Annotated in this window: 22 protein-coding genes; all 22 read left to right on the forward strand. The window is 53.9% G+C overall.

Going from position 1 to position 24,898, the window contains the following annotated elements; genetic code table 11:
* The first annotated feature begins 242 nt into the window (after positions 1-242).
* The gene (locus tag AC13CN_RS06740) at positions 243-1,934 is read left to right on the forward strand and encodes an HD domain-containing phosphohydrolase (RefSeq protein WP_172415810.1); all 1,692 of its coding nucleotides are present in this window, start codon (positions 243-245) and stop codon (positions 1,932-1,934) included.
* Positions 1,935-2,106: 172 nt separating this feature from the next.
* The gene (gene fliS / locus AC13CN_RS06745) at positions 2,107-2,523 is read left to right on the forward strand and encodes a flagellar export chaperone FliS (protein WP_058577008.1); all 417 of its coding nucleotides are present in this window, start codon (positions 2,107-2,109) and stop codon (positions 2,521-2,523) included.
* 7 nt (positions 2,524-2,530) lie between these two features.
* A complete protein-coding gene (gene fliT, locus AC13CN_RS06750; RefSeq protein WP_044629569.1) occupies positions 2,531-2,938 on the forward strand; it encodes a flagellar protein FliT in 408 nt (135 codons plus the stop codon).
* On the forward strand, positions 2,935-4,152 hold the full coding sequence (fliK, locus tag AC13CN_RS06755) for a flagellar hook-length control protein FliK (RefSeq protein ID WP_044629568.1): 1,218 nt from the start codon (positions 2,935-2,937) through the stop codon (positions 4,150-4,152). The genes fliT and fliK overlap by 4 nt, the downstream gene beginning before the upstream one ends.
* Positions 4,136-4,429: an EscU/YscU/HrcU family type III secretion system export apparatus switch protein gene (locus tag AC13CN_RS06760; protein WP_044629567.1), complete on the forward strand. Its 294-nt coding sequence runs from the start codon at positions 4,136-4,138 to the stop codon at positions 4,427-4,429. Before fliK ends, AC13CN_RS06760 begins: the two co-directional genes overlap by 17 nt.
* A 107-nt stretch (positions 4,430-4,536) precedes the next feature.
* Positions 4,537-4,869: a flagellar transcriptional regulator FlhD gene (gene flhD, locus AC13CN_RS06765; protein ID WP_044629566.1), complete on the forward strand. Its 333-nt coding sequence runs from the start codon at positions 4,537-4,539 to the stop codon at positions 4,867-4,869.
* On the forward strand, positions 4,866-5,390 hold the full coding sequence (flhC, locus tag AC13CN_RS06770) for a flagellar transcriptional regulator FlhC (RefSeq protein WP_083026267.1): 525 nt from the start codon (positions 4,866-4,868) through the stop codon (positions 5,388-5,390). Before flhD ends, flhC begins: the two co-directional genes overlap by 4 nt.
* 225 nt (positions 5,391-5,615) lie before the next feature.
* Positions 5,616-6,485 (forward strand): flagellar motor stator protein MotA, encoded by an 870-nt coding sequence (gene motA / locus AC13CN_RS06775; RefSeq protein ID WP_062360448.1) that lies wholly within the window; start codon positions 5,616-5,618, stop codon positions 6,483-6,485.
* Positions 6,482-7,402 (forward strand): flagellar motor protein MotB, encoded by a 921-nt coding sequence (motB, locus tag AC13CN_RS06780; RefSeq protein WP_044629563.1) that lies wholly within the window; start codon positions 6,482-6,484, stop codon positions 7,400-7,402. Before motA ends, motB begins: the two co-directional genes overlap by 4 nt.
* Positions 7,403-7,446: 44 nt before the next feature.
* A complete protein-coding gene (cheA, locus tag AC13CN_RS06785; protein ID WP_228219025.1) occupies positions 7,447-9,549 on the forward strand; it encodes a chemotaxis protein CheA in 2,103 nt (700 codons plus the stop codon).
* Positions 9,546-10,046: a chemotaxis protein CheW gene (gene cheW, locus AC13CN_RS06790; RefSeq protein ID WP_062360450.1), complete on the forward strand. Its 501-nt coding sequence runs from the start codon at positions 9,546-9,548 to the stop codon at positions 10,044-10,046. The genes cheA and cheW overlap by 4 nt, the downstream gene beginning before the upstream one ends.
* Before the next feature lie 102 nt (positions 10,047-10,148).
* The gene (locus AC13CN_RS06795; protein ID WP_253557223.1) at positions 10,149-11,450 is read left to right on the forward strand and encodes a methyl-accepting chemotaxis protein; all 1,302 of its coding nucleotides are present in this window, start codon (positions 10,149-10,151) and stop codon (positions 11,448-11,450) included.
* Positions 11,451-11,525: 75 nt separating this feature from the next.
* Positions 11,526-13,703, forward strand: coding sequence for a methyl-accepting chemotaxis protein (locus AC13CN_RS06800; RefSeq protein WP_074211200.1), 2,178 nt, complete (start codon positions 11,526-11,528; stop codon positions 13,701-13,703).
* On the forward strand, positions 13,700-14,572 hold the full coding sequence (locus tag AC13CN_RS06805) for a CheR family methyltransferase (protein WP_054641152.1): 873 nt from the start codon (positions 13,700-13,702) through the stop codon (positions 14,570-14,572). Before AC13CN_RS06800 ends, AC13CN_RS06805 begins: the two co-directional genes overlap by 4 nt.
* A gap of 95 nt (positions 14,573-14,667) precedes the next feature.
* On the forward strand, positions 14,668-15,729 hold the full coding sequence (locus tag AC13CN_RS06810; protein ID WP_058577009.1) for a protein-glutamate methylesterase/protein-glutamine glutaminase: 1,062 nt from the start codon (positions 14,668-14,670) through the stop codon (positions 15,727-15,729).
* A gap of 57 nt (positions 15,730-15,786) precedes the next feature.
* On the forward strand, positions 15,787-17,490 hold the full coding sequence (locus AC13CN_RS06815) for a methyl-accepting chemotaxis protein (RefSeq protein WP_054641153.1): 1,704 nt from the start codon (positions 15,787-15,789) through the stop codon (positions 17,488-17,490).
* 53 nt (positions 17,491-17,543) lie between these two features.
* Positions 17,544-17,933 (forward strand): chemotaxis response regulator CheY, encoded by a 390-nt coding sequence (cheY, locus tag AC13CN_RS06820; RefSeq protein ID WP_044629557.1) that lies wholly within the window; start codon positions 17,544-17,546, stop codon positions 17,931-17,933.
* Positions 17,934-17,975: 42 nt separating this feature from the next.
* Positions 17,976-18,671 carry a protein phosphatase CheZ gene (gene cheZ / locus AC13CN_RS06825; protein ID WP_054641155.1) on the forward strand — a complete coding sequence of 232 codons (696 nt, stop codon included), beginning with the start codon at positions 17,976-17,978 and terminating at the stop codon, positions 18,669-18,671.
* 133 nt (positions 18,672-18,804) lie between these two features.
* Entirely contained in the window at positions 18,805-19,971 is a 1,167-nt protein-coding gene (gene flhB, locus AC13CN_RS06830) for a flagellar biosynthesis protein FlhB (protein ID WP_044629598.1), read from the forward strand.
* Positions 19,968-22,049 (forward strand): flagellar biosynthesis protein FlhA, encoded by a 2,082-nt coding sequence (gene flhA / locus AC13CN_RS06835; protein WP_058577010.1) that lies wholly within the window; start codon positions 19,968-19,970, stop codon positions 22,047-22,049. The genes flhB and flhA overlap by 4 nt, the downstream gene beginning before the upstream one ends.
* A 52-nt stretch (positions 22,050-22,101) precedes the next feature.
* Complete coding sequence (gene flhF / locus AC13CN_RS06840; RefSeq protein WP_063610138.1) at positions 22,102-24,291, forward strand: flagellar biosynthesis GTPase FlhF; 2,190 nt, start codon at positions 22,102-22,104, stop codon at positions 24,289-24,291.
* Positions 24,288-24,887 (forward strand): hypothetical protein, encoded by a 600-nt coding sequence (locus tag AC13CN_RS06845; protein WP_062360453.1) that lies wholly within the window; start codon positions 24,288-24,290, stop codon positions 24,885-24,887. The genes flhF and AC13CN_RS06845 overlap by 4 nt, the downstream gene beginning before the upstream one ends.
* Positions 24,888-24,898 lie beyond the last annotated feature (11 nt).

Raw genomic sequence — 24,898 nt, forward strand, 5'->3', positions numbered from 1 at the left:
AGCCCGCCGGGGGGCTAGGCAACGTAACCGAGTAAAGGCATTGAGGCCGTTTACCGTCTGGTGATGAGCCTCTTTTTCAATCTATCGGCGCGGTTGTCACAAACTTTACCCTTTTACTATAGATGAAAAGAAAAGTGTTATGAGTCCTATGGCGGACATGCGGCTCGATAAAGGCTTCTGTTATGCTCTGCTGCTTTGTGGTGAGCGTTAACGTATAACGCGTCTGGGAAAGCGAGGCACGCATGGCAGTCCAACAAGATGAGTACGAGAGCGTCACTAGTCCATCGGTAATCAGCTCTCTTCTGAATACTATGATAGAGAACGGTGGGGTGACTCTCTGCTTGGCCACTCCTGATGCGCGTCCAGAGCCAGTGGTCTTGATGGAGCAGCACGCTGGCGAAACGCTGGTAATGGATCTGTCATCGGTTGACTACCTGCTAAGTCGTTTACAGCAGGGAGAGCAATTTTTTTTGCGGGGTCAGTCACAGGGAAAAGTGGTGCGGACACCGCTGTTATCTTTGACGGAGACCCGTCGTTCTGGTGGTCGTTTTCTTTGTTGTAGTAATTACCCAAGTTCGGTCGAAGTGCTGCAACGACGCGAGTCATATCGTGCTGAATTGCGCATGGGAATGGTGGTGTCTGCACTGGTTGTTGGTGAGAGTGGTGAGAGTGCCCAGGGGGAGCTCCGTGACCTCTCCCAGGATGGGTGCCAGCTTGAGTTGCCACTAACAGCAAGCGGTATTTTGGCTGAAACGCAATACTCGCTCAAACTTGCGTTTACCTTTCCAAGCGGCACTTACTTTGAAGTGAATGGCGTTGCCCGCCATCAGAAAACTGATCCCGAGCGGCACATGCTACGCGTTGGCTTTCGCTTTGCAGGGTGCACTTCCGAGCAGGAGCGGCAGATTTGGTATTTTGTCTGCGAGATTGAGCGTGAAGCGGCGCGCTATAAAAAGGAGGTGCAGGAGGAGCGGCAGCCATCGCCTCTGTTTGAGCAGCCGGGCAAACGCACTCCAGATACTGAGCACATAGGACGGCGCGATATACGCCGCTATGCCACACCGATGGCAAGGCGTTTGGTGAAGGTAGCTGCTTATCTTGATGCACAGTTGCTCATGCTTCAGCAAGGCAGTGATATTGATTCAAGGCAGCTCTCTCGTAATGCGGACCGCTTACTGATGCTGCATGAAGAAGATCGAGAGGGGCTGCTGTTTGCCTCCCGCTGTTTGTCTTTAGAGCCGCTGCTGGTAAGGCACGGGATTGCTGTTGCAGTCCATTTGCTGGATTTAGTAGGAGCCAATATGCCGCGGGATGTGCGCAAGGCGATCGTTGCCAGCGGGCTGGTGCATGATTTGGGTAAGGCGCTTATTCCTCAGGTCGTGTTCAAAGCGCCCAATTTTGAAGCGACACATCGGCAGGCATTAAGTGAGCATGTTTCCCTCTTGATGGCTCGGCTACATACCTGCCAATGGCTGTCTGCTACGGTGGCGCAAGCGGTCATTGGGGGGATCAACGAGCGGCTTGATGGTAGTGGCTATCCGGCAGGAATCACCGGGGATGATATTAACGAGTTGGCGAAAGCCAGTGCAGTGGTTGACGTTGTTGAGGCGATGCGGCGAGATCGCCCAGATCGCCCGGCCCGCACGGCGCAGCAAATTTACCGCCACTTGCTGGCTCATCCGCATCAGTTTGATCGCCATTGGATGAGGCGTTATGTCGAACATTTCAAGGTCCTGCCGGTGGGGTCGTTAGCGCTTTTCTCTAGTGATCAGCTTGCCTGGATTTTGCGCCTTGATGATAGTGGGGCGCCAGCAGAGGTGGTGCTGGCCCAAGCAGCTGAGCCGCCAATGCGCGATAATTTAGGGAGTGTTTTGCGTGGCGATGTTTTTGAGCGACTAGGCAAGCCTGTCAGAGAAGTGGCGGTTTCTACATAGGACGCCGAATTCAGGCAAGCAGCTAAATTAAAAAGTAATCAGGCATTAAAGTCTGCTGTGGCTTCGCCGATATATTTAATAGCTGAGCATATATGCTCAACCTTGAATGATGAACAGCACGACTGGCTTTTTGCCCTAGCTGTTGTTACACCCTATAAAGGAGTGCCCACTAATGACCTACACTCGCGGTGGCGCCGCTAACGGACGAGGCGCTAATGCTTATGCCCGTGTCGGTGTTGAAAGTGGTGTCATGTCAGCTGATCCTCACCAACTGATCGTGATGCTATTTGATGGCGCTCAGGCGGCAATCCGCGCAGCGCGAATCCACATGCAAGCTGGCAACCGAGCTGAAAAAGGCAAGTCAATTTCCAAAGCGTTGGATATTGTTAATAACGGTTTAGCGGCCGCCCTTGATCAAGAGCAAGGGGGTGTCATTGCAGAGAGGCTCGCCTCACTTTACGATTATATCGCCCGCTTGCTATTAACAGCTAACTTGCGAAACGACGAAGAGAGCCTCAACCAAGCTGAGCGGTTACTTGAGGATATCGCCTCAGCATGGCGTGAAATCGGTCAACAGCAGAGTGCGTGAGGCAGGCATGGCAGCTCCCGAAGCAGTTCGTGATATTTCTCAGCAAACGCTGCTCGATGCATACGAAAAGCTGTTGGTGCGTGTGAATGACATGCATGAGCTTGCAGATGCTGAACAGTGGGCCGAGTTGATCGAGCAACGCAGTAATTATGTGATGCTCGTAGAAGAGCTCCGTGAGCTGGATGCACACGTCATGCTTGACGCTGCAGGTAAGCAGCGTAAAACAGAGTTAATAGAACATATCTTAGAGCATGATGTGGAGATTCGTCGCCGCCTGGTGGCACGACGCGATGAGCTTGGCAGGCTGATTGGCGTCACCCAGCGCCAGCGGGACCTGCACCGAGCTTATGCTCCCCAGCAGGGAGCTTATAGCGCCTTTGATGTCGATGCTTCTCAGAATAAGGGGGCATCGTGAGTGGCATTACGCCGCTTATTGATACCCTCTTACATCAAGTGCTTGGGCGCCAGGGAGAGGTGTCCTCTCAGCGTGTATTAAATGCGCCAGTACAGCCAGTTTTACCGGGGGAGGGGCCACGTGCCTTGCAAGGCGATGCAGGGTTGGATGGCCGTCCGCTTGCTCCCCTGCTTGGTGACCTAAAGCGGTTGCCAGGTGCGTCTGAGGGGGCGCGTCAGTCTCAGCCTGGAAGTCCTCCCACTGGTGATGGCGCACCCACCTCAACACAGACACACTTCAGCCCTGCTGCTCGCACGATTGCGGATGTATTACTGCGTTTCCCGGCACCTCCAGCGGTAATGAAGCCCCAGGCCCCGCTGATGTCGGCTCAAGACGCACCATCGGCGCAAGTGCTGGCAAGTCGTTTAGAAGCAAGCATCCGCGATAGTGGATTATTTTATGAGTCCCACCTGAAGCGTTGGTTTCAAGGTGAAACTCCACTCCAGCAACTACTGCGTGAACCACAAATGCAACCTGGGCCTCGCCCGGCTGCTCCTTTTTTACCAAATTTTGCTTCTGCGGTATTAGCCACAACCCCCTCAATAGCCGCTTTACGCTCAAGCGCCACCCCCGGTATTTTGCCTAATACGCCCCTAGTGCCTATGAATGGCGATAATAAACTGCTCTTAGAGCGCCCTGTTGTCATGCTCCCGGCCTCGACTTCGCCGACGCCAGCTGCTGCGGAGCGTCGAGAGATTAATCCAGCCTCGTTGACATTGCCGACTGCCAGCGAGCCGGAAGCGCTTAGCCGTGGCTCACGAGAGGTCGTTCATGAGAGCTTACAGGGGTTGGTGCGTCAGCAGTTGGAGATGTTGGTGATGCCAACGCTCCGCTGGGAAGGTGATGTGTGGGCTGGGATTTTTATGGCGTTAGTGATCAACCTGCCTGGGCGTGAAGGGGGGCAAGGAGGTTCATCGGAAGAGGAGGGTGCGGAGGAGAGCTGGCGCTCCGAAATGCAGCTTGATGTGCCTAACTTAGGTAGCTTCAGCGTTGCACTATGGCTTCATCAAAAGACGCTGAGTATTGATTTGACCACTGATAATGCTGGCACGCACCAGCGTCTTGAGGAAGGGGTTAGCTCATTGGAGCAGCGTTTAAACGCCCTTGATTTTCATAAAGTTCAGATCAAGGCTAGGTATGTAACATTGGAGCGCCATCATGATGACATCGGGTGATCGGCGACGGCAAGCGGTTGCACTTGCGTATCAAGAAGGGGAGCAGGCTCCACGTGTAGTAGCCAAAGGGTATGGTGAGCTGGCTGAGCGAATTATGGCCGAAGCCCAACGCCAGGGTATTTATGTTCACGATGCACCAGAGCTTGTGGCGCTGCTCATGCAGTTAGATTTGGATGCCGAGATCCCGGCGAGCCTATATCAAGTGGTCGCTGAGCTGCTTGTTTGGGTGTTTGAGCTATCTGAGAATGGGATAAGTCATCGTGAAACGCTCAAGTAGCCAATACAGGCGTCGTATGCAACCATGGTGCTGGGTAAAGAAAAAAGTCATCAATGGCGCCAGTATAACGGTCACAATGTCGCGCCTGTGTCATTCGATGGGACACTATGAGTCAAACAAGCTTTCTCGATGAAATTCAAGAAATTAACTTAGCGTACTTGCTTCTTGCGCAGCGTTTGCTGAGCGAGGATCGCGAAGCAGCTATGTTTCGCCTGAAAATAGACAGTGAACTTGCCGATTTATTGGTATCACTGAATGCCTGGCAACTCACTAAGCTGGCGCGCAGCAACCAGTTAGTCTGCCGATTTAGCCATTCGAGTGGGCGACGTTTGCGCGAAATTTTAGAAAACCCCAGAGATCAAGGGTTATCTGGGTTACATGCATCACTGCTTTCGGCTTGTGAGCCCTTGGAGTCTTTGTCGTCGGGAGAGTCGGAGTGAGCCAGAAGAGCTTGGTTGATGAAATGCACCAAGTGCAGTTGGCCATTGAGCTGATTGAGTTGGGTGCACGGCTACAGGTGCTGGAGACAGAAACAGAGCTTAGCCGTACCCGGTTGATTAAGCTCTACAAGGAAGTGCGTGGCATGTCTCCACCGAAAGGGATGTTGCCATTTTCAGCAGACTGGTTTGTTACGTGGTTGCCCAATGTGCACTCCTCGTTTTTTTACAATATTTATACAGGTTTATTGAAGGGGGCTGACTGCGAGCGTATAGACGCGTTTGTTAAAGCTTATCGTTTGTACGAGGAGCAGATTTCACTGGAAGGCGTGGAGCCGGTGCTGGGGCTTACTCGTGCTTGGACGTTGGTGCGCTTTTTTGAAAGTGATTTGTTGCAGCTAACGACTTGTACAAGATGTGAAGGTCGCTTTGTTGCCCATGCTCATAGTCCGACACATGATTATGTGTGTGGTATTTGTCAGCCGCCTTCGCGTGCAGGGAAAACCCGTAAAGCACAGCGTTGAACGTATAAAATTGTCACGCTACTAGCAGCAGGGTATAGAACGAATACACGACCTCTTTAACGTTTAGATAGCGGTAAAAGACGCTGGTAATTTCTCATTAAACATTGCATGCGCCTTAGTATGATATTGCTAAGTTGCACTTGGGGTGGAGCTGCTCATGCCTTCTTGGTGAAGAAATGGGTGTGGCTTCGTCGATAAAAAACTGATATCGCAAGGACACTGCTTGTGCTGATTCCCTTAGGTTATGTCGTCGTACTGCTATCTGTATTTGGCGGGTATGTGTTAGCAGGTGGTAGCTTGGGGCCGCTGTATCAGCCCACGGAGTTGCTCATGATTGGCGGCGCAGGGGTCGGTGCTTTTATTGCTGCCAATAATGGTAAAGCCATTAAAGCTACTTTTAAGATACTGCCCAAGCTCAAGCGAACCAAAAAATATAATAAAGCGCTGTACATGGAGCTAATGGCATTGCAGTACAAGATTCTTTCCAAGGTGCGCCGTGAGGGTATGCTAGGGATTGAGCGCGATATCGATAACCCTCAAGAGAGTCCTTTATTTCAAGAGCACCCAACCGTGCTGGCGGACCCACACATCATGGATTTCTTAACTGACTATTTGCGCCTCATGGTCAGTGGCGGCATGGAGCCAATGGAAATTGATGAGCTTATGCTGCATGAAATCGAGGCATTCGAACAGGAAGCTCATATTCCAGTTGATGCGATCTCTAAAGTGGGGGATGCGATGCCTGCATTCGGTATCGTTGCTGCTGTTATGGGGGTAATTAAGGCTTTGACCTACGCTGATGCCACACCCGCTCAGATGGGTGAAATGATTGCGCTAGCGCTAGTAGGTACCTTTTTAGGCATTTTGTTGGGGTACGGGTTTATAAGTCCAGTGGCCAGCTACGCCGAGCGACAAGCAAAAGAAGCAGAAAAAATGTTGCAGTGTATCCGCGTCACCTTACTAGCAAGCTTGCACGGTTATGCGCCTCAATTAGCTGTTGAGTTTGGTCGCAAGGCACTGCATACCGCAGAGCGTCCCAGTTTCACTGAGCTTGAAGAGTACGTTCGTGACGCCAAAAAAGGCGGTAGTGCATGAGTAAGGGTGGGGATAAGCGTCCGATCATTATTCGGCGTAAAAAAGTCGTCCATGCTCACCACGGGGGAGCTTGGAAGATTGCCCTAGCGGATTTTATGACCGCGTTGATGGCGCTATTCCTAGTGATGTGGATTTTGAGTGTCTCCAGCGAAGAGACCCGCCGAGGTGTGGCGGAGTATTTCAGTACGCCCCTGGTTACTGCAATTACAGGCGGCGACATGTCAGGTAGTACCAGCGTGATTCCTGGTGGTGGCCCTGATCCTACTCATAGTGATGGTGAACGCGCTCGTATTGATGTAATGCAGCATACACGCCCTAGTGCTCAAGAGCGGCGCTTCTTTAATGATTTGCAGGAGCGCATTGAACGTGTGATTGAGCGTGACCCGGAGCTGCGTGAGCTGCGCAACCAAATGCGTTTTGATCTAACCCGTGAAGGGTTACGGATCCAACTCTTGGATACCGAACAGCGACCCATGTTTGAGCTTGGTAGTGATCAGGTCGCTCCCTATATGCGTAGTTTGCTACGCACCATAGCTCCTCTTCTCAATGAGTTGCCTAACGATTTAAGTATTAGTGGGCATACTGATAGTGTGCCGTATGCTGGAGGATATCGTGGCTACAGCAACTGGGAGCTCTCAAATGATCGAGCGAACGCCTCGCGCCGAGAGCTTGTTGCCGGCGGGCTTGATCCAGATCAATTGTTGCGCGTATCGGGCTTTGCTGATCGTGTGTTGTTGGCTGACACTGCGCCAACCGATCCGATCAATCGGCGTATTGAGTTGGTTGTGTTGTTACCTGAAATTGCCGAAGCCATTCGTAACCCTGGTGTTCTAGCGCCTGATGCTCAGTTTTCTGAGGAAGAGGTGCCGAAAGAGCTAGTGCCACAAAACACCCCACAAGCCAACGACGACCAGTAAGCGCGGCTTGTCACAAAAAATATGACGTTCACGTGGAGCGGTGCATGGATATAGCGGATTTTTTTGACACCTTTTTTGAAGAGGCTGAAGAGCTGCTCGCTGATATGGAGCAGCACTTATTGGAACTGGATGTCGATGATCCGGATAGCGAGCAGTTGAACGCTATCTTCCGCGCAGCCCACTCTATCAAAGGTGGCGCAGGAACCTTCGGTTTTAGCGTGCTACAAAAAACCACGCATATTTTCGAAAACCTGCTGGATCACGCGCGCAAAGGGGAACTCACCCTGCGTGCTGACCTCGTGGATACCTTTTTAGAGGCCAAAGACATCATGCACGAGCAACTCGATGCCTATCGCAACGAGGAAGAACCCAATCAAGAAGCGTATGAGCGTATCTGCCAAACGCTGCAGCAAATTGCCCTCGAAGAGATTGGCAAAACACTTGATGCCCCTGCGGAGGCACCGGCCCCTCAAAAATCAGCGCCTGCAGAGGACGACAAAGAAGCATCGGCAGCCGCTAGCTCCAGCGAGCACACCCTCAAAGTGGTGCTTCTCAATGTGGGCGATAAAGATCGTGGGCTGCTGGTAGAAGAGTTAGAGCAGCTAGGCGATATTCAATCCCAGTCGGGGGATGAAAAGCGCTATGAGGTCACCCTAAAAGGGGGCGTCAGCGCCGATGATATTGAAGCCGTAATGTGCTTCATTATTGAGCCAGAACAAATTGAAATCACCACGGTAGCTGTGGAGGAGGCTGCTTCGGCAGCAGAGCCCGCAACACCTGTACCCAGCACACCGGCTGAGCCCTCTGCGTCAGAAGAGAAGCCAGCCGCGCCAGTGGCCGAAAAAGCACACGCCAGCAAGTCGCCTGCTAGCAGTAAACCAGGTAAAGCGGCTCCGAAAAAGGCAGCAGCAGAGTCCTCCTCTATTCGGGTGTCCGTGGATAAGGTCGACCAGATTATTAACTTGGTGGGCGAGCTGATCATCACTCAGTCGATGCTGGACCAAACAGTGAGTGATCTTGGTGACCAGTCGGTCGGCAACAGTTCGCTACAGAATGGCATGAGCCTATTGCAGCGTAATGCCCGCGATCTTCAGGAAGCGGTCATGTCGATTCGCATGATCCCCATGGAGTTCGTATTTAGCCGTTTTCCGCGTGTAGTGCGTGATACCGCTGGCAAACTAGGCAAAGAGATTGAACTGATCACCGAAGGTAAATCCACAGAGCTTGATAAAAGCTTGGTCGAGCGTATCACCGACCCGCTAACGCACTTGGTGCGTAATAGTCTGGACCACGGTGTTGAAATGCCCGACGAGCGTGAAGCCCTGGGCAAGCCGCGTACGGGTAAGTTAGTTCTGTCTGCCCGGCATCAAGGTGGCAATATTTTGATTGAAGTGCGTGATGACGGCGCCGGAATGGATCGTGAACGCCTGCTAGCGAAAGCCCGCGAGAATGGTCTTAACGTCTCCGATACCATGTCGGATGAAGATGTTTTTCAGCTGATTTTTGCCCCCGGTTTCTCGACTGCTAAAGAGGTTACCGATGTCTCTGGACGTGGCGTGGGCATGGATGTTGTCAAACGGAATATTCAAGGCATGGGCGGCCGGGTTGAGATCCAGTCGAAAAAAGGCGAAGGCACCAATACGCGGATCGTACTGCCGCTAACGCTGGCCATTCTGGACGGTATGTCGATCAAAGTCGGCAACGAAACCTTTATTCTGCCCCTGTCTACCGTGCTGGAGTCGCTACAGCCTGCCAAGGGAGACATGTACGCCATGGCAGGGGACGATGTGGTGCTCAAAGTGCGCGATGAGTACCTCCCAGTCATTGCCATTCACGAAGTGCTGGATGTCGAAAACGCCATTACCGACCCGACCAAGAGTATTGCTGTCATCGTTCAGGGCGAAGGGCGTCGCTATGCCATGCTGGTCGATGAATTGATTGGCCAGCAACAGGTCGTGGTTAAAAACCTCGAAGATAATTACCGCAAAGTGCCCGGGGTATCGGCCGCTACCATCTTGGGGGATGGCAGTGTTGCGTTAATTCTGGATATCACAGGCTTGCATCGCTTAAGCCGTGCCAAAAAAGAAGCAGGAAAAGCCGCTAACCAACCATATCTCTCTTATTACAAGGAGGCTGAGCCGTCATGAGTCAAGCAACTAATGAGGCGGTGCTAGCCGCAGCAGAAGCGGAAAATCGCGAGTTCCTAGTGTTCTCTTTAGGTGATGAAGAGTACGCCATTGATATCTTAAAGGTGCAGGAAATTCGTGGTTACGAAAACGTCACACGTATTGCGAATGCACCCGACTTCATTAAGGGAGTAACGAACCTGCGTGGCGTGATCGTGCCGATTGTGGATCTGCGCATTAAGTTTCACCTGGATAACGTTGAGTACGGTGGCCAAACTGTGGTGATCGTCGTCAACGTGGCAGATCGTATCGTAGGTATCGTGGTAGATGGCGTTTCTGACGTAATGACCTTGACGCCGGATCAAATCAAGCCTGCGCCAGAGTTTGGCGTAACGCTCTCCTCTGATTTCCTAAGTGGCCTCGGTAGCCTGGATGACCGAATGCTGGTGCTGGTCGATATCGATAAGCTGCTGACTAGCGAAGAGATGGCGCTGGTAGATAGCACCAGTAACCGCTAACGACCTGCCACGGGGCACAGGGAGGCGTGCCCATCTTGAGCCAAAAAACAACCCACTCTGGCGCGATGGATAGCGCTGGCTAGTACGGTTGTGTTTGGAGAAATGCGTGTGACACAGCTAGTACGTCAACTGATGAGTAATATGACCGTCCGTCTGAGTTGGGGGCTAGTATTGGCCACCTTCTCGCTGCTGGTGCTCATTGCCTGTGGTATCGGTCTTTATGCGCTGCATCACGGGGCGGCCATTGTACAAAGTGCCAGCGACCCACAAGTCCAGCAGTTGGCCTTTACTTCCTTTGCCACCCGCATCCGCTGGGTATTGATCGGCGTTGTGGCCATGACCGTTTTAACGGTAGTGGTAGTGGTATGGGGCGTCAGTGCCAACGTACTGCGCCCGCTGGATCGGCTGGTCGGCTATTTTGAGCGCATGGCGCAGGGTGACCTCAATCAGCAGATCCAGTCACCTGGCAACAATGAGATCGGCAAGCTCTATAGCGCGATGGCCCATATGCAAGGTTCCTTGTCGGAAACTGTTGGCGTGGTCAGGCGTAGCGGCACCACGATTTTTGAGCGCTCCCAGCACATTGCCAGCGGCAACAACGACCTCTCCTCTCGCACAGAACAGCAGGCTTCATCGCTAGAAGAGACGGCGTCTAGCATGGAGCAGCTAGCTTCTACTGTAAGTCACAATGCCGATAATGCCCTCCAAGCGAGCCAGCTTGCAGGTGATGCCACGCTCACGGCGCGTCGCAGTGGGGAAGAAGTCAGTAACATTGTTGAGATCATGCAGGAGATTAGCGCCAGTTCTCATCAAGTCGCTGACATTATCACCCTGATCGACAATATCGCTTTCCAAACCAATATCTTAGCGCTTAACGCTTCTGTAGAGGCGGCGCGTGCGGGCGAGCATGGCAAGGGCTTTGCCGTGGTAGCACAAGAAGTTCGCAGCCTTGCCAGCCGCAGTGCCAATGCTGCCAAAGAGATTCGTACGCTGATTGATGCGTCGCTCGGTAAAGTAGACGCTGGCACACATCGCGTGAACCAGGCGGGCCAAACCATGCAGGATCTCGTCGCGGCGGTACAGCGCGTTAGCGACATCATGGATGAGATTGCCTCCGCTTCGGAAGAGCAGAGCAACGGTATTGGCCAAGTTAACCAAGCGGTTGCGCAAATGGATCAAGTCGTTCAGCAGAATGCTCAGCTGGTACAGCAAGCCGCGCGTAGCGCCAATGAGCTAGAGAGCGAGGCAGCACGCCTGCGTGAAGCCGTGGAACGGTTCCGTGTAGCAGGTGGTGGGCAGCCCGACACACAAAAACGTGTCATCAGCGCCCCTTCGCACTCGCCAACGCAGCGACTACCGGCCACTAAAACACAAGCGCTGACCGAAGAGTGGGAAGAATTCTAACTCGGCGCTCTCTGCTCTGGCCATGGAATGAACCAAACTATTACCGCGTTAAAACATAACCAATAAGGAAGCATGATGCGTAATAACCAGCCAGTGACTCAACGGGAAGTGGAGCTTAAACAAGACGATTTTCTCGTTTCGCGTACTGATCTAAAAGGGCGCATAACCTACGCAAATCCAGCATTTATCGAGATTAGCGGCTATCAGCATGAAGAGCTGATAGGAGCGCCTCATAACCTAGTACGTCATCCAGATATGCCGTCGCCTGCGTTTGAGAACCTCTGGAAAACCGTTCAGACGGGGGAGACATGGCGAGGGCTGGTGAAAAATCGCTGTAAGAATGGAGACCACTACTGGGTAGACGCCAGCGTCACACCGATTGTAGAGAACGACCAAGTAATTGGTTACACCTCTGTGCGGGTGCAAGCGACCCGCAAGGCGATTGCGCAGGCTGAACAGCGTTATGCAGAGATACGAGAAGGGCGCAATAAGCGCCTCTACTTGGATAAAGGGCGCGTGCGCCAAAAGGGCTTGTTACAGCGCATTAAGCGCATTCGTCTCGACACAATACGTGCCAAATTAGTTGGCATGGTGGTCGTGGCAGGGGCCCTGCTAGTAGCGAGCGGTGGCGTGGGGCTTTATGGCCTTAATGTGGCAGGCGAACGATTGGGTGAGCTAAATAACGATGGCTTAAGGGATGTTATTCGCCTTCAGCAAATTGATCAAACGATTGCGCAAACACGTCAGGCGCTGATTGAGCCTGAGCGCATGGAACTGATTAACCAGCGTTTCGAGATGGGGGAAGCGATAGAGGGAAGTGCTACACAAATCGTTGATATCTGGCAGGCGTACTTCAGTCGCGATGTGAATACGACGCCGTTGGCCACTTCGTTCAACGAGCGGCTACAAGCTTTTTTGTCTGAAGGCATGAACCAAGCGGCTAGCGTGCTACAGGCTGAAGAGACTTACCAAGCGTTCACCGGCCTGGATGCTGTTATCAGTGTGATGAACGAGGAGGGGCGGGAGCTATCCGCTATGGTCAATCAACTGATCGCTCAAAAGCAGGAAGCAGCGGAGGCAATGGCAGCAGAGGCCGAGCGTGGTCAAACCGCCATGCTTAGCGTACAAGCTGGTGTATTAGGTGCAGGACTATTGTTACTGGTACTGATTAGTGTCCTAACGCTGCGCTCTATTATTACGCCACTGAAGCACGCGTCACGTTTTACGTTGCAAATCGCAGGCGGCAATTTAGCGGCACATGTACCGCCCAAACGCCGTGATGAAATTGGTCAGTTGATGGACTCTCTCAACACCATGCGTAAAAGCCTGAGCAACATCATTAGTGATGTAAAAAGTGGCATTGACGTAGTCACCCCTGCAGCTAAAGACATTGCCAGTGGCAACGAAGCACTCTCCACGCGAACTGAACAGCAGGCAGCTTCGCTGCAGCAAACGGCCTCCAGTATGGAAGAGATGACAACCACGGTTAAGCAAAATAGCGATAATGCTCAAGAAGCGCGCCGACTGGCCGATAACAATGCAACAAGGGTTACACAAACCGGGGAGTTGATGACACAACTGGTCGCTAATATGCAGCGGATAACACAAAGCTCGCAGAAAATGACCGACATTATCAACGTCATCGATTCGATTGCGTTTCAGACCAATATCTTGGCTCTGAATGCCTCGGTGGAAGCCGCCAGGGCGGGAGAGCATGGTCGTGGCTTCGCTGTGGTGGCCGAAGAGGTGCGTAAGCTTGCTGGGCGTAGTGCTGGAGCAGCGCAGGAAATTCGCACACTTATTGACGATTCGAGCCAGGAAGTGAGCGTAGGCGCTGGCTTAGTCGAAAAAGCTGAGGCAGCGATTAGTGAGGTTGCCGAAGCCGCACGCAGCGTTAGTCATATTATGCGCGACATCTCGGCGGCTTCTGCGGAACAAAGCAGCGGTATTACGGAAGTCAACCAAGCCGTTGCGGAAATGGATCAAGCAACACAGCAAAATGCTCTGCGCGTTCAAGAAACTGCACGGGCAGCTGTTGCCCTAGAGCAACAAGCAGGACTGTTGTCGCTTTCCGTTGAAGCGTTTCGACTTAACCAAAGCCCGCTAGCGGCCACTGGCTTGCAGCCGCCTGTGACCGCAACTCCAAAGGCAAACGTGTTGCCAGCGGGGTCTGCACATAACAGCAGTGCCACATCGCCTGTGCCGACTAAGAAACGGCAAATGGCCTCTGTAGAGGAGTGGGAAGAGTTTTGACAGACCAACGCGAACGGGGTAGCGACGCAGGCCAATGGACGTCTAGTGGGCAGATCGAACGAGATCTGGTGCTGACCGATGCTGATTTTGCGCGCATTCGAGAGCTGATTTACCAGCGCGCTGGTATTGTATTAGCTGAGCATAAGCGCGAAATGGTCTATAGCCGCTTAGCTAAGCGGCTGCGCCATCATGGCATGACGCGCTTTACTGACTACCTGTCGCGGTTGGAGCGTCAGCCTGACGCAAAAGAGTGGGAGGCGTTTACCAACGCTTTGACCACCAACTTAACCGCCTTCTTCCGTGAGTCGCATCACTTCCCGTTGTTGGCAGAGCATGTTAAGCATAAGCAGGAGCCGGTAACCATCTGGTGTTCAGCTGCCTCGACGGGGGAGGAACCCTACTCGATTGCCATGACGCTGCTAGAGACACTTGGCGCGAAAGCCTCCCAAGCCAAAGTGATTGCTACCGACATTGATACCGATGCACTGGCGAAAGCACGTAAGGGGATTTATCCCCAGGAGCAAGTGCGCAAACTGGACGAAGCGCGAGTGAAGCGGTTCTTTCAAAAAGGTACCGGCAATCACATCGGGCTTGCCCGCGTGCGCCCAGAAGTCTCGGCACTTGTTGAGTTTATGCCACTGAACTTGCTGGCCCCTCAGTGGCCTATCAAAGGCCCTTTTGATGCAATATTTTGTCGTAATGTCATGATTTATTTCGACAAAGAGACGCAAGCTAAGATTTTGAAGCGGTTTGCACCGCTGATGAAACAGGATGGTCTGCTATTTGCGGGACACTCCGAAAACTTCTCGTATATCAGCGATGCGTTTAAGTTGCGCGGGCAAACGGTTTATACCCTCGCGAATAAGTGAACAATAAGTGAACAATAGACGTGAGCTAAGCTCCGGCGAGGGCGTTTGCCAGCAGGGAGTGATGCCGCGGTGGATACCGTAAGAGGAGGCGTGCTTTGAGCGCTGCCAAGATCAAAGTGTTGTGCGTCGATGACTCGGCGCTGATTCGTGATTTGCTGACCGAAATCATTAACTCACAGCCAGACATGGAAGTTGTCGCCGTTGCGCCTGACCCCATCGCTGCCCGAGATCTGATCAAGCAGCATAACCCAGATGTACTGACGCTTGATGTCGAGATGCCGAGGATGGACGGCCTCGATTTTCTTGAGCGGCTGATGCGATTGCGCCCTATGCCGGTGCTGATGGTGTCGTCGCTAACCCAAAGCGGCTCTGAAATTACCCTGCGCGCCCTGGAGCTCGGTGCGCTGGATTTTGTAGCGAAGCCAAGCCTGGGTATTCGCAGCGGTATGATGGAGTATGCTAACGAAATTGCTGAAAAATTGCGTGCTGCAGCTCGTTCGCGTCCGCGTCAGGCGCGCCATAAAAACACGCCGCCGCCCACTCGGCTTAAAGCACCCATGATATCCAGCGAGAAGCTCATTATTATTGGTGCTTCTACTGGCGGCACTGAAGCAATCCGTGCCGTATTAGAACCTTTACCTGCCAATGCGCCTGCCATTTTAATTACCCAGCATATGCCCGGTGGCTTCACGCGCTCTTTTGCAGAACGCCTGGATCGACTGTGTAGTATTACCGTGAAGGAAGCCACGGACGGTGAGCGGGTTCTGCCAGGCCATGCCTATATTGCCCCTGGCGACCAGCACTTAGAGCTTGCCCGCAGTGGCGCCAACTACGTAGCCCGCCTAAACGATGGACCGCCGGTTAACCGCCATCGCCCCTCGGTAGATGTGTTGTTTCACTCCGCTTCTAAGCATGCTGGTAAAAACGCCATCGGCGTCATTCTGACCGGTATGGGAAAAGATGGCGCGGCAGGCCTATTAGAAATGCGTCAAGCAGGTGCGCCGACGATCGCACAAAATGAAGAGACCTGTGTGGTTTTTGGTATGCCGCGCGAGGCGATTGCCGTTGGGGGAGCGGTCGAGGTCGTTGCACTCGACGATATACCGTCGCGTCTTATGGCGCTGGTTGCTGCTTCAGGGCGCGCGCAGCGCGTTTAAGTACCAAGAAATGTCAAACCCTTCTTGGTTCATGCATTAATAAGGGGAGCCATAACAATGACGCGTTTACTGCGCAATTTAAGTATTCATTCGACCGTGGTAACGGCGCTAACTTGCCTCGTCACGCTGATGTTGGTTGTGGGTGGGCTTGGCGTCGTGGCTGACCGTAATGCTCAGAGTAACTTAGCGACGCTGAATCTTATTGGAAATGAACAGCTTAACGAGCTGAACCGCGCCGACTCTCTACTCAACCAAGCCATGCTAGCCATGGAGACTGCCTCTAATTTACTGATGGTGGGGCAGACTCGCCAATCTAATGAGCAGGTAGAGGTGGCGGCAAATCGTATCGAACGGGCCGAGCGTCGCTTTGAGAAGTATCAGGCCGCGCCGCGTACAGCACGGGATGAAGTTTTGGGAAGCGCTGTCGATGAAAACTTCCGCGCTGTGCTTGATCTGGTAAAGCAGCAACACGCTAGCTTTGAGTTCATGGATATCAATACGTTTAACCAGCTACGAGGCGAACTGGCCGAGCCACTAAACGCACTCTCCGAAAGTATTGATGCCTTCGTCGATTATGGTTTTGGGCGTGTTGATACAATCCGTGTGGATGCTGAGTCTCAGGGAGAGCTGTTTACCTTAATCAACGCGCTAGCGGTAGGCCTTGCGCTGATAGTGACGCTGGCCATTTATATCGGTTTACGCCGCACAGTCATTGCGCCACTTAACAATGCCGTTCAGCGGCTTGATCGCATTGCCGAGGCAGACTTAACGCAGCCGCTGCCAGAGGCCGGTAAAAACGAAATTGGCCGTTTATTTTCGGCTATGGCCACCATGCAGCAAAACCTTAGCGCAACGGTGGCACGCGTGCGCGAGGGGAGTCGAGAGATTCACCACGGCACCCGAGAAATCGCCAGCGGCAATGCTGATCTTTCATCGCGTACTGAGCAGCAGGCAGCGTCCATTGAGCAAACGGCGGCCAGTATGGAGCAGATGACAGCCACCGTGAAACAGAATGCTGACAACGCTCGACAGGCCAGTACGCTAGCCGCTGATGCTTCCACCACAGCAGAGCAGGGTGGTCAAGTCGTTGAACAAGTGGTGCAAACCATGCACGGTATCTCCACCAGCTCTCAAAAAGTGGCAGATATCACTAATGTGATCGATTCCATCGCGTTTCAGACCAATATTCTGGCACTGAATGCTTCGGTTGAGGCAGCGCGGGCTGGCGAGCAAGGGCGCGGGTTTGCGGTGGTGGCCGGGGAAGTGCGTAACCTCGCTAGCCGCAGTGCGGATGCGGCAAAAGAGATTAAAACGCTGATTGAGGCGTCTGTTAGTCAGATCAACCAGGGTTCATCTCTGGTAGAAAAGGCGGGCCAGACAATGACGGAAGTCGTCACCGCGGTGCGCCGGGTTACAGATATCATGGATGAGATTTCAGCGGCGTCCCAAGAGCAGAGCGACGGTATTGAGCAGGTGAGTCAGGCAGTGGGGCAAATGGACCAGGTGACTCAGCAAAATGCCGCGTTGGTCCAGCAGGCAACCGCAGCGGCCGCTTCACTAGAAGAGCAAGCAAATCGCTTAGAAGAGGCGGTCGCGGTCTTTCAGGTGCTAAGTGCTCAGCAGGCATCACATGCGTTACCTACGCGTGTATCAGCATCGCACACGTCGGTTCCTAAGGCGTCTGCTGCTCAGTCAACGGCTTTACCGCCGAATCGTCGAGCAACTGCCCAGCAGCACCACGAAGAGTGGGAAGAATTTTAACCCTGACTGAATTCCCAGTCACCCTATAGATGTCGTTATTGAGAGGATGACCAATGGCTGATAAGAACATGAGTTTCTTGGTAGTAGACGATTTTCCCACTATGCGCCGGATCGTACGTAGCCTGTTGAAAGAGCTGGGCTTCACTAATGTTGAAGAAGCCGAAGATGGTCAAGATGCGCTTAATAAATTGCGCGCGGGCAATTTTGAGTTTGTGGTTTCCGACTGGAACATGCCCAACCTAGATGGCCTGGAAATGCTGAAAGAGATTCGCCAGGACAATGCGCTAAAAGACTTGCCAGTACTGATGGTAACGGCCGAAGCAAAGAAAGAGAATATTATTGCTGCCGCACAAGCGGGTGCCAATGGTTATGTCGTCAAACCGTTCACTGCCGCGACCCTAGAAGAGAAGCTGAATAAAATCTTCGAGAAAATGGGTAAATGACGCGGCTGAGCCAAGGCGCTCGGTTAACGAGGAGACAACACAATGAGTCAGAATGAGCAGGGTGGTTCTGCCCAACTGTCTGAAGAAGCCGCAGAAGACCTTATCTTTCGTATTGGTAAGCTTACCCGCATGCTGCGTGACAATATGCGCGAGTTGGGCTTAGACAAAGAGATTGAAAAGGCCGCTGAAGCGATCCCCGACGCCCGTGACCGGCTGCACTACGTGGCGACGATGACCGAGCAGGCTGCAGACAGGGCGTTGAACGCCATTGATCGTGCGCAGCCGCTGCAAGATCAGCTCTCTGAGCGTGCGGAAGCACTCGACAAGCGTTGGGCCGAGTGGTTCGAAGCACCAAAAGAGCTAGACGACGCAAAGGTGTTGGTAAAAGAGACGCGCACCTACCTGAGCGACGTGCCAGAAATTACCTCAGCGACCAACAAGGAGCTGATGGACATTATGATGGCACAGGATTTCCAGGATCTTACCGGTCAAGTCATCAAGAAAATGATGGATGTGATCCGTGAGATCGAGCATCAGCTGGTACAGGTACTCATCGACAATGTTCCCGGTGTTGAAGCTCGTGAAACGATGCAGCGCAAGGCCGAAGATCAGTGGAAAAATGAGAAAGCTCGCCGCAATGAAGATCTTCTTAATGGGCCGCAGGTGAAAGAGAACGCCCCTGATATCGTTACCGGCCAGGATCAGGTAGACGACTTATTGGACGAATTAGGCTTTTAATGCTGGGTTATTAGCTCATTGTAAGCCGCTGCATCTGGCAAAATAGGTAGACTGTTCAGCCGTCCTTTAGGGCGGCTGAGTTTATGGTATGCCTTATTTTGGTCAACTGGCCACTCGTCAGCCGGATAACAGCATGGCAGATAACGACAGCGATCAGGAAAAAACCGAAGAGGCCACGCCCAGGCGATTAGATAAAGCCCGCGAAGAGGGTCAGGTGCCTCGATCCCGCGAACTAACTACCTTCATGATGCTGCTGGGTGGGGTGATGGGGTTGTGGGGTATGGGGCAAATGCTCTATGACCAGCTTGGGATGGTGATGGAGCAGGCGTTTTTATTTGAGCGCCGCCATGCCATGGAAAGCACGCCTATGTTGGTGAATGCGCTGGATCTTGGCCAGCGAACCCTCATCGCTATGCTTCCCTTATTTTTACTGCTCACGGTGATTGCACTGGTTGCACCGGCACTGCTAGGTGGCTGGTTAATCTCTTCAAAATCGTTGCAGCCTAAATTTTCAAAATTAAACCCAGTGAAAGGGTTAAAAAGGATATTTTCTGTTCAGGCCCTTGCTGAGCTGGCTAAGGCGATTGCTAAGTCCATCTTGGTGGGCGGTGTGGCAGCTGGCTTTTTATATTTTAATATTGGCAAATTTATGGGGCTAATGGACCAGCCCGTGCAGCAGGGACTGGTCAGTGCGCTGAATATGGCAGCGCTGGTGGCGGGCCTCATCGTCCTGTCACTGATCGTGGTTATTCTCATTGATGTCCCATTTCAGCTGTGGAATAACGCCAAACAGCTGCGTATGACCAAAGAAGAGGTGAAGCAAGAGCATAAAGACTCTGAGGGCGACCCCCATGTGAAGGGCCGTATTCGCCAGCAGCAGCAGGCCATGGCCCGCGGGCGCATGATGAGCAAAGTACCTGAAGCTGATGTCATTATTACCAACCCAACCCACTATGCAGTGGCGCTGGTTTACCAGGAGGGGCGTATGGGGGCTCCTCGGTTGGTGGCCAAAGGGGCCGATGCTGTTGCCGCTCGAATCCGTGAGATTGGCGAGGAAGCAGGTGTTCCGCGCTTGGAGGCAGCACCTCTGGCGCGCGCCCTGTATCATCATGTCGACTTAGAAGCTGAAGTGCCCGCCGAACTGTACACTGCCGTGGCCGAAGTGATGGCCTGGGCCTACCGCCTGAAACATGTTGCACAACAAGGAGGCGAGGTGCCCCCCACACCCGATAATTTACCGGTACCCCCGGAAATGGATAGTCCCGGCCGTCGTGCCGATGGCAATGAGGCGCAACCATGAAAGGCTTAAGCCAGTTGATCAATCAGCGTAACTGGATGAACGATGTGAGCATGAAGCTGCTCGCCGGTCCGCTGCTGATTTTAATGATTCTGGGCATGATGATTCTGCCCCTTCCGCCGTTCGCGCTGGATCTGCTGTTCACTTTCAATATTGCGCTATCGATTATGGTGTTGTTGGTCAGCATGTTCGCCGAGAAGCCGCTGGACTTTGCCGCGTTTCCGGCCGTGCTGCTGTTTACCACGTTGCTGCGTCTTTCGCTGAACGTCGCCTCGACCCGTGTGGTATTGATGGAAGGCCACGAAGGCGGCGATGCGGCGGGCAAGGTCATTGAGGCCTTCGGCACCTTCCTGGTAGGCGGTAATTTCGCGGTAGGCTTGGTCGTGTTCCTCATCCTGGTGATTATCAACTTTATGGTAATCACCAAGGGGGCTGGGCGTATTGCCGAGGTAGGGGCCCGCTTCGTGCTTGACGCTATGCCCGGCAAGCAGATGGCGATTGATGCCGACCTGAACGCTGGCCTGATTGGTGAGGACGAAGCGAAAAAGCGCCGTGCCGAGGTTGCCCAGGAAGCGGATTTTTATGGCTCAATGGACGGTGCCAGTAAATTCGTCCGCGGTGATGCCGTGGCAGGCCTGGTTATCATGGTGGTTAATATTATCGGCGGCCTACTGATTGGTATGATGCAACACGACCTGGGGTTTGCCGATGCTGCCCGCACTTATACGCTGCTAACGATTGGTGATGGCTTGGTTGCCCAGATTCCGGCGCTGGTGATCTCTACGGCGGCAGGTGTGACTGTTTCACGCGTCAACACCGAGCAGGATGTTGGTCAGCAGATGATCAGCCAACTGTTTGTGAACCCTCAAGTAATGATCTTGGCGGCCATGGTAATGGGCCTGCTAGGCCTTGTTCCCGGTATGCCCAACCTCGTTTTCCTTATTTTCACGGCGCTGCTGGGCGGCCTAGCCTGGTATCTAATGCGTAGAAAAGAGCAGACGTTGGTTAAGGAAGAGATCTCTGCAGCACCACCGCCCATCCAGGAAACACCTGAAGCCAGTTGGGAAGATGTTCAACTGGTAGACATGCTTGGTTTAGAGGTGGGGCATCGCTTGATCCCCTTGGTGGATTCCCGGCAGAAGGGTGAACTGCTGGACCGTATTAAAAGCGTACGCAAGAAGTTTGCCCAGGAAGTGGGCTTCCTGCCGCCCGTGGTGCACATTCGCGATAACTTAGAACTACCACCCAATACCTATGTGCTCTCCATGAAGGGAGCGGAAATTGGCCGCGCTGAGGCGCAGGCCGGTAAATGGCTAGCCATTGATCCTGGTCAGGTCTCGGGGGAGCTTCAGGGTACACCGACCCAAGACCCTGCCTTTGGCTTGCCAGCAGTATGGATTGACGCTAACCAACGGGAGCATGCTCAGGTATACGGGTACACGGTCGTGGATGCCAGTACGGTCATCGCCACGCACCTTAACCATCTGCTGCACCGTCACTCGCCTGAACTGCTGGGCCGCCAGGAGGTTCAAAAGCTGCTGGACAAGTTGGGCGAAGATCAAAAATCGCTGGTCGAAGAAGTAGTGCCGAAGTCCATCTCCCTCACCGTGCTGCAGCGCATTTTGCAGAACCTACTGGATGAGGATGTCTCGATTCGTGATATGCGTACCGTGCTGGACACCTTGGCAGAGCATGCGGGTCAGCAGAAAGACCCCAACGAGCTAACGGCTCTGGTGCGTATTGCGCTGGGCAGGGCCATTACCCAGCAGTGGTTCGCGGGCCAAGATACGCTGCATGTGATGGGGCTGGATGCGCAGTTAGAGCAAGTCTTGTTGCAAGCAATGAACGGCAATGGTGCGATGGAGCCAGGGCTGGCGGATACCTTGATGAATCAAGCGCAGCAAGCGTTAGAGAAACATGAAGGCAGTGGTGAAGCGCCTGTGCTGGTGGTTCAGCACTCGCTACGGGCCGTGTTGTCGCGCTTCCTGCGCCGCCGCATGCGCCACTTAGTGGTGATGTCTCAAGCGGAAATTCCCGACGACCGCACCCTGCGCGTTACCACGCTGGTGGGTGGTCGCTAATGGCCACACTTCGAGCGGTAATAGCCTTTTACGTTTTGGCAACAGGTGAAACATGAGCGTTAGACGTTTTGTCGGAGCAAATAGCCGCGACGTAATGCGCCAAGTGCGCGAAGTGTTAGGTGATGATGCACTTATTGTCGCCAACCGTCGCACCGAAGGCGGCGTTGAAATTCTCGCCATGGCGGATGACGCCGTTGACCAGTTCGACCCGTCGCCGACGACGCCAGCGGAGGAGCCGAAGGCTAGCCCCGCGCCAGCGCCTGTCTTTTCACTGCCAAAGCAACCAGACCCCCTAGAGGCGATGAGTGAGCGTCTGCTTCGGGAAATGCAAGATATGCGCGAACTACTGGCCCGCCGCCAGCCGTTGCCAACGACTCAAAGCGGTGCAGACACCGCCTACGAGCACCTACGGCAGTTGATGGCCCGGGTTGGCTTCAGTACAGAGCTGAGCGAAGAGGTGCTGGAAGCATTGCCAGATGAGTTGAGCGCGCTCGAGGCTACTAACGACGCGCCGCTTAACTGGCTGCGTGAGCAGTTAATGGCACGGCTTAACGTGCTGCAGCACGAAGAGAGCTTCTTTGATCAAACGGGCATCGTCGCATTGGTTGGCCCCACTGGGGTGGGTAAAACGACCACTACTGCGAAGCTTGCGGCACGCTTTGTGATGCGCCACGGCACTCGCCCAGTGGCGCTAGTGACCACCGATAGCTTCCGTATCGGCGCTCATGAGCAGCTGCGCATTTATGCACGGCTCTTGGATACGCCCATGTATGCCCTAGACGCTGAACAGCCGATTGATGAATTGGTTGGTCGGCTACAAGGTAAGCAGTGGGTGATTATTGATACCGTGGGGATGAGCCAGCGGGATCAGCGGGTGATTGAACAGATCGCCCATTTACAGGGTGGGAAGTCCACCGTGCGTCTGGTGCTGTTGCTCAACGCCGCCAGTCAGCCGGAAACGCTAGAAGAAGTCGTATTGCGCTACCGCCAAGCGGCGAGAGCTGCAGGTGCCGAGTTAGACGACTGTATCATCACGAAGCAAGACGAAGCTGGGCGGCTTGCGCCGGTATTAGACATCGTCATGCGCCACGGTATGAGGGTGCTGTTTGGCTCCTATGGCCAGCAGGTGCCAGAAGATATGGTGGTCGCGACACCACCCGCACTGATTGATCAAGCACTGTCGGCCAACGTTTCGAGTAGCGCGCGTGCTGAAACAGCCCCACTCAGCTTGCCACGCTGGTCGCGGGATGTGTTAGGGCAGGGGCGCAGGCTCTCCTCGGTGTTAACCCGCTTGCGTCAGCGTGTCGTCGATTTTCACCGCTTGGAAGCCGCCTGGGACATCGCAGCGTTGCCGGGGGTGATACAAGACCAGCGCCTAGATGAGCTGTTAGCCGGAGCCTCCACCACTCGTGACGCGTTAGGGGTGGTTTGGTCGCCCCGCCGCAACGAGCGAGGTTGTGACTGGTCGATGCCAGATGTTGCCTTGAATGAGCAAGGTGCTTGGCTGGCACTGACTCGCCTTCAGCACCGTCAGCTAGCGGGCTGGCAGCCACGTTTGGTGCGTTGTGCAGGAGATGTTGCGGTTCATCTGCTGCCTACCCTGCCAGACGCTGAGGCGCTGGCTTGGCTAAACGCTCAGCATCTGACGTGGGTCAGCATGGTGCCCGCGAGCCAGCGGGTATACTGCCAGGGCGAGCGCTATACCCTGCGTTCCCTGTTCCAAGAAAGCACCTTAACCCATAGCGTGGGCATCCGTTTCCGCGGGCAAAGCATGCAGCTTTCCAGCGCCTATGTTGAAGCGCAGGACGTATCAGGTAACCCCGTATTGGCGTGGGTCGGTGAGGTAAGCGACCCTGAAAGCACTAAGCGAATCGTGCGCCGCTACTGGCTAACGCCTGCACGTTTGGGCAGCGATGTGTTAACGCTTTTAATCACTCAACTGCAGAGTGACGGACTGGCATCGCTCACCAAGCGTGCTTGGCAGCAGCTTAAAGAGGCCGATGGGGGTGATGTCAGCAGCGAGCTGCGCCTGCTGATGGCCAGCGGCGCGGCTGCAGTAGCTGGCCATCTAGATATCGTTGACGATGAGGACGCTCAGGCCCTGCGAGCCGATTTGCTGCGCTTGTTAGGAACCCAGCGCAAGCGGCGTGATACGGCACTGCTTGATGCATTAGTACACGTTCTGATGGCGCGCGATGCCATTCGTCAGCTAGGTAGCGTCAGTCGTGAGGGCGTGGTATGAGTGGCCAGGATCAGGCGGCTGGCCTGCGCAAATGGGCCGATTTACAGCGCCAGCAGCGCGGTGCTGATGAAGTCGGCCATAACGTGGAAAGTGACGAGACAGTGCCTGCCGCACCCGTTAACGAAGAGGAAGCCGCCGCGTATACCCAGGAGGCCATGGCACCGACGGTAGCTGCTGCTGCCGAGCCTGCCACCGTGGCGCCTCCAAGACCGAAAAAAACGTTAGTGGTAGTAGGCTTACCTCATGCTGGCGCAGCGCAGGTGGACAAAGTGCGAGGTCGGCTGGGGCAATGGTCGGCCCTTGGGAGGCAATGGGCAGGTGACCCACAGGATTGGGATGTTCATATTGTCATGCCTGACAGCGCCTCGCTGACTGACTTAGCCGAGCGTTACTCACGCTGGGCGTTGTGGATCAACAGTGATGCTGACGCCTTTGCCACCATGTACCGAGTGTTGCGCCAATTACGCGAGCATGGTGGTCCGCGGCGTCTTCTAGCCCTTCATGAACCCCACCTGCCGCGCCGGGGGTTGCTGGATAATTTGGGCAATGCTTCCGCTCGTTATTTAGATATTGAGCTTCTGCTGCTGGCGCGCTAGCGGCGGGCCAG

The organism is Vreelandella sp. L-25 (genome assembly GCF_056857535.1).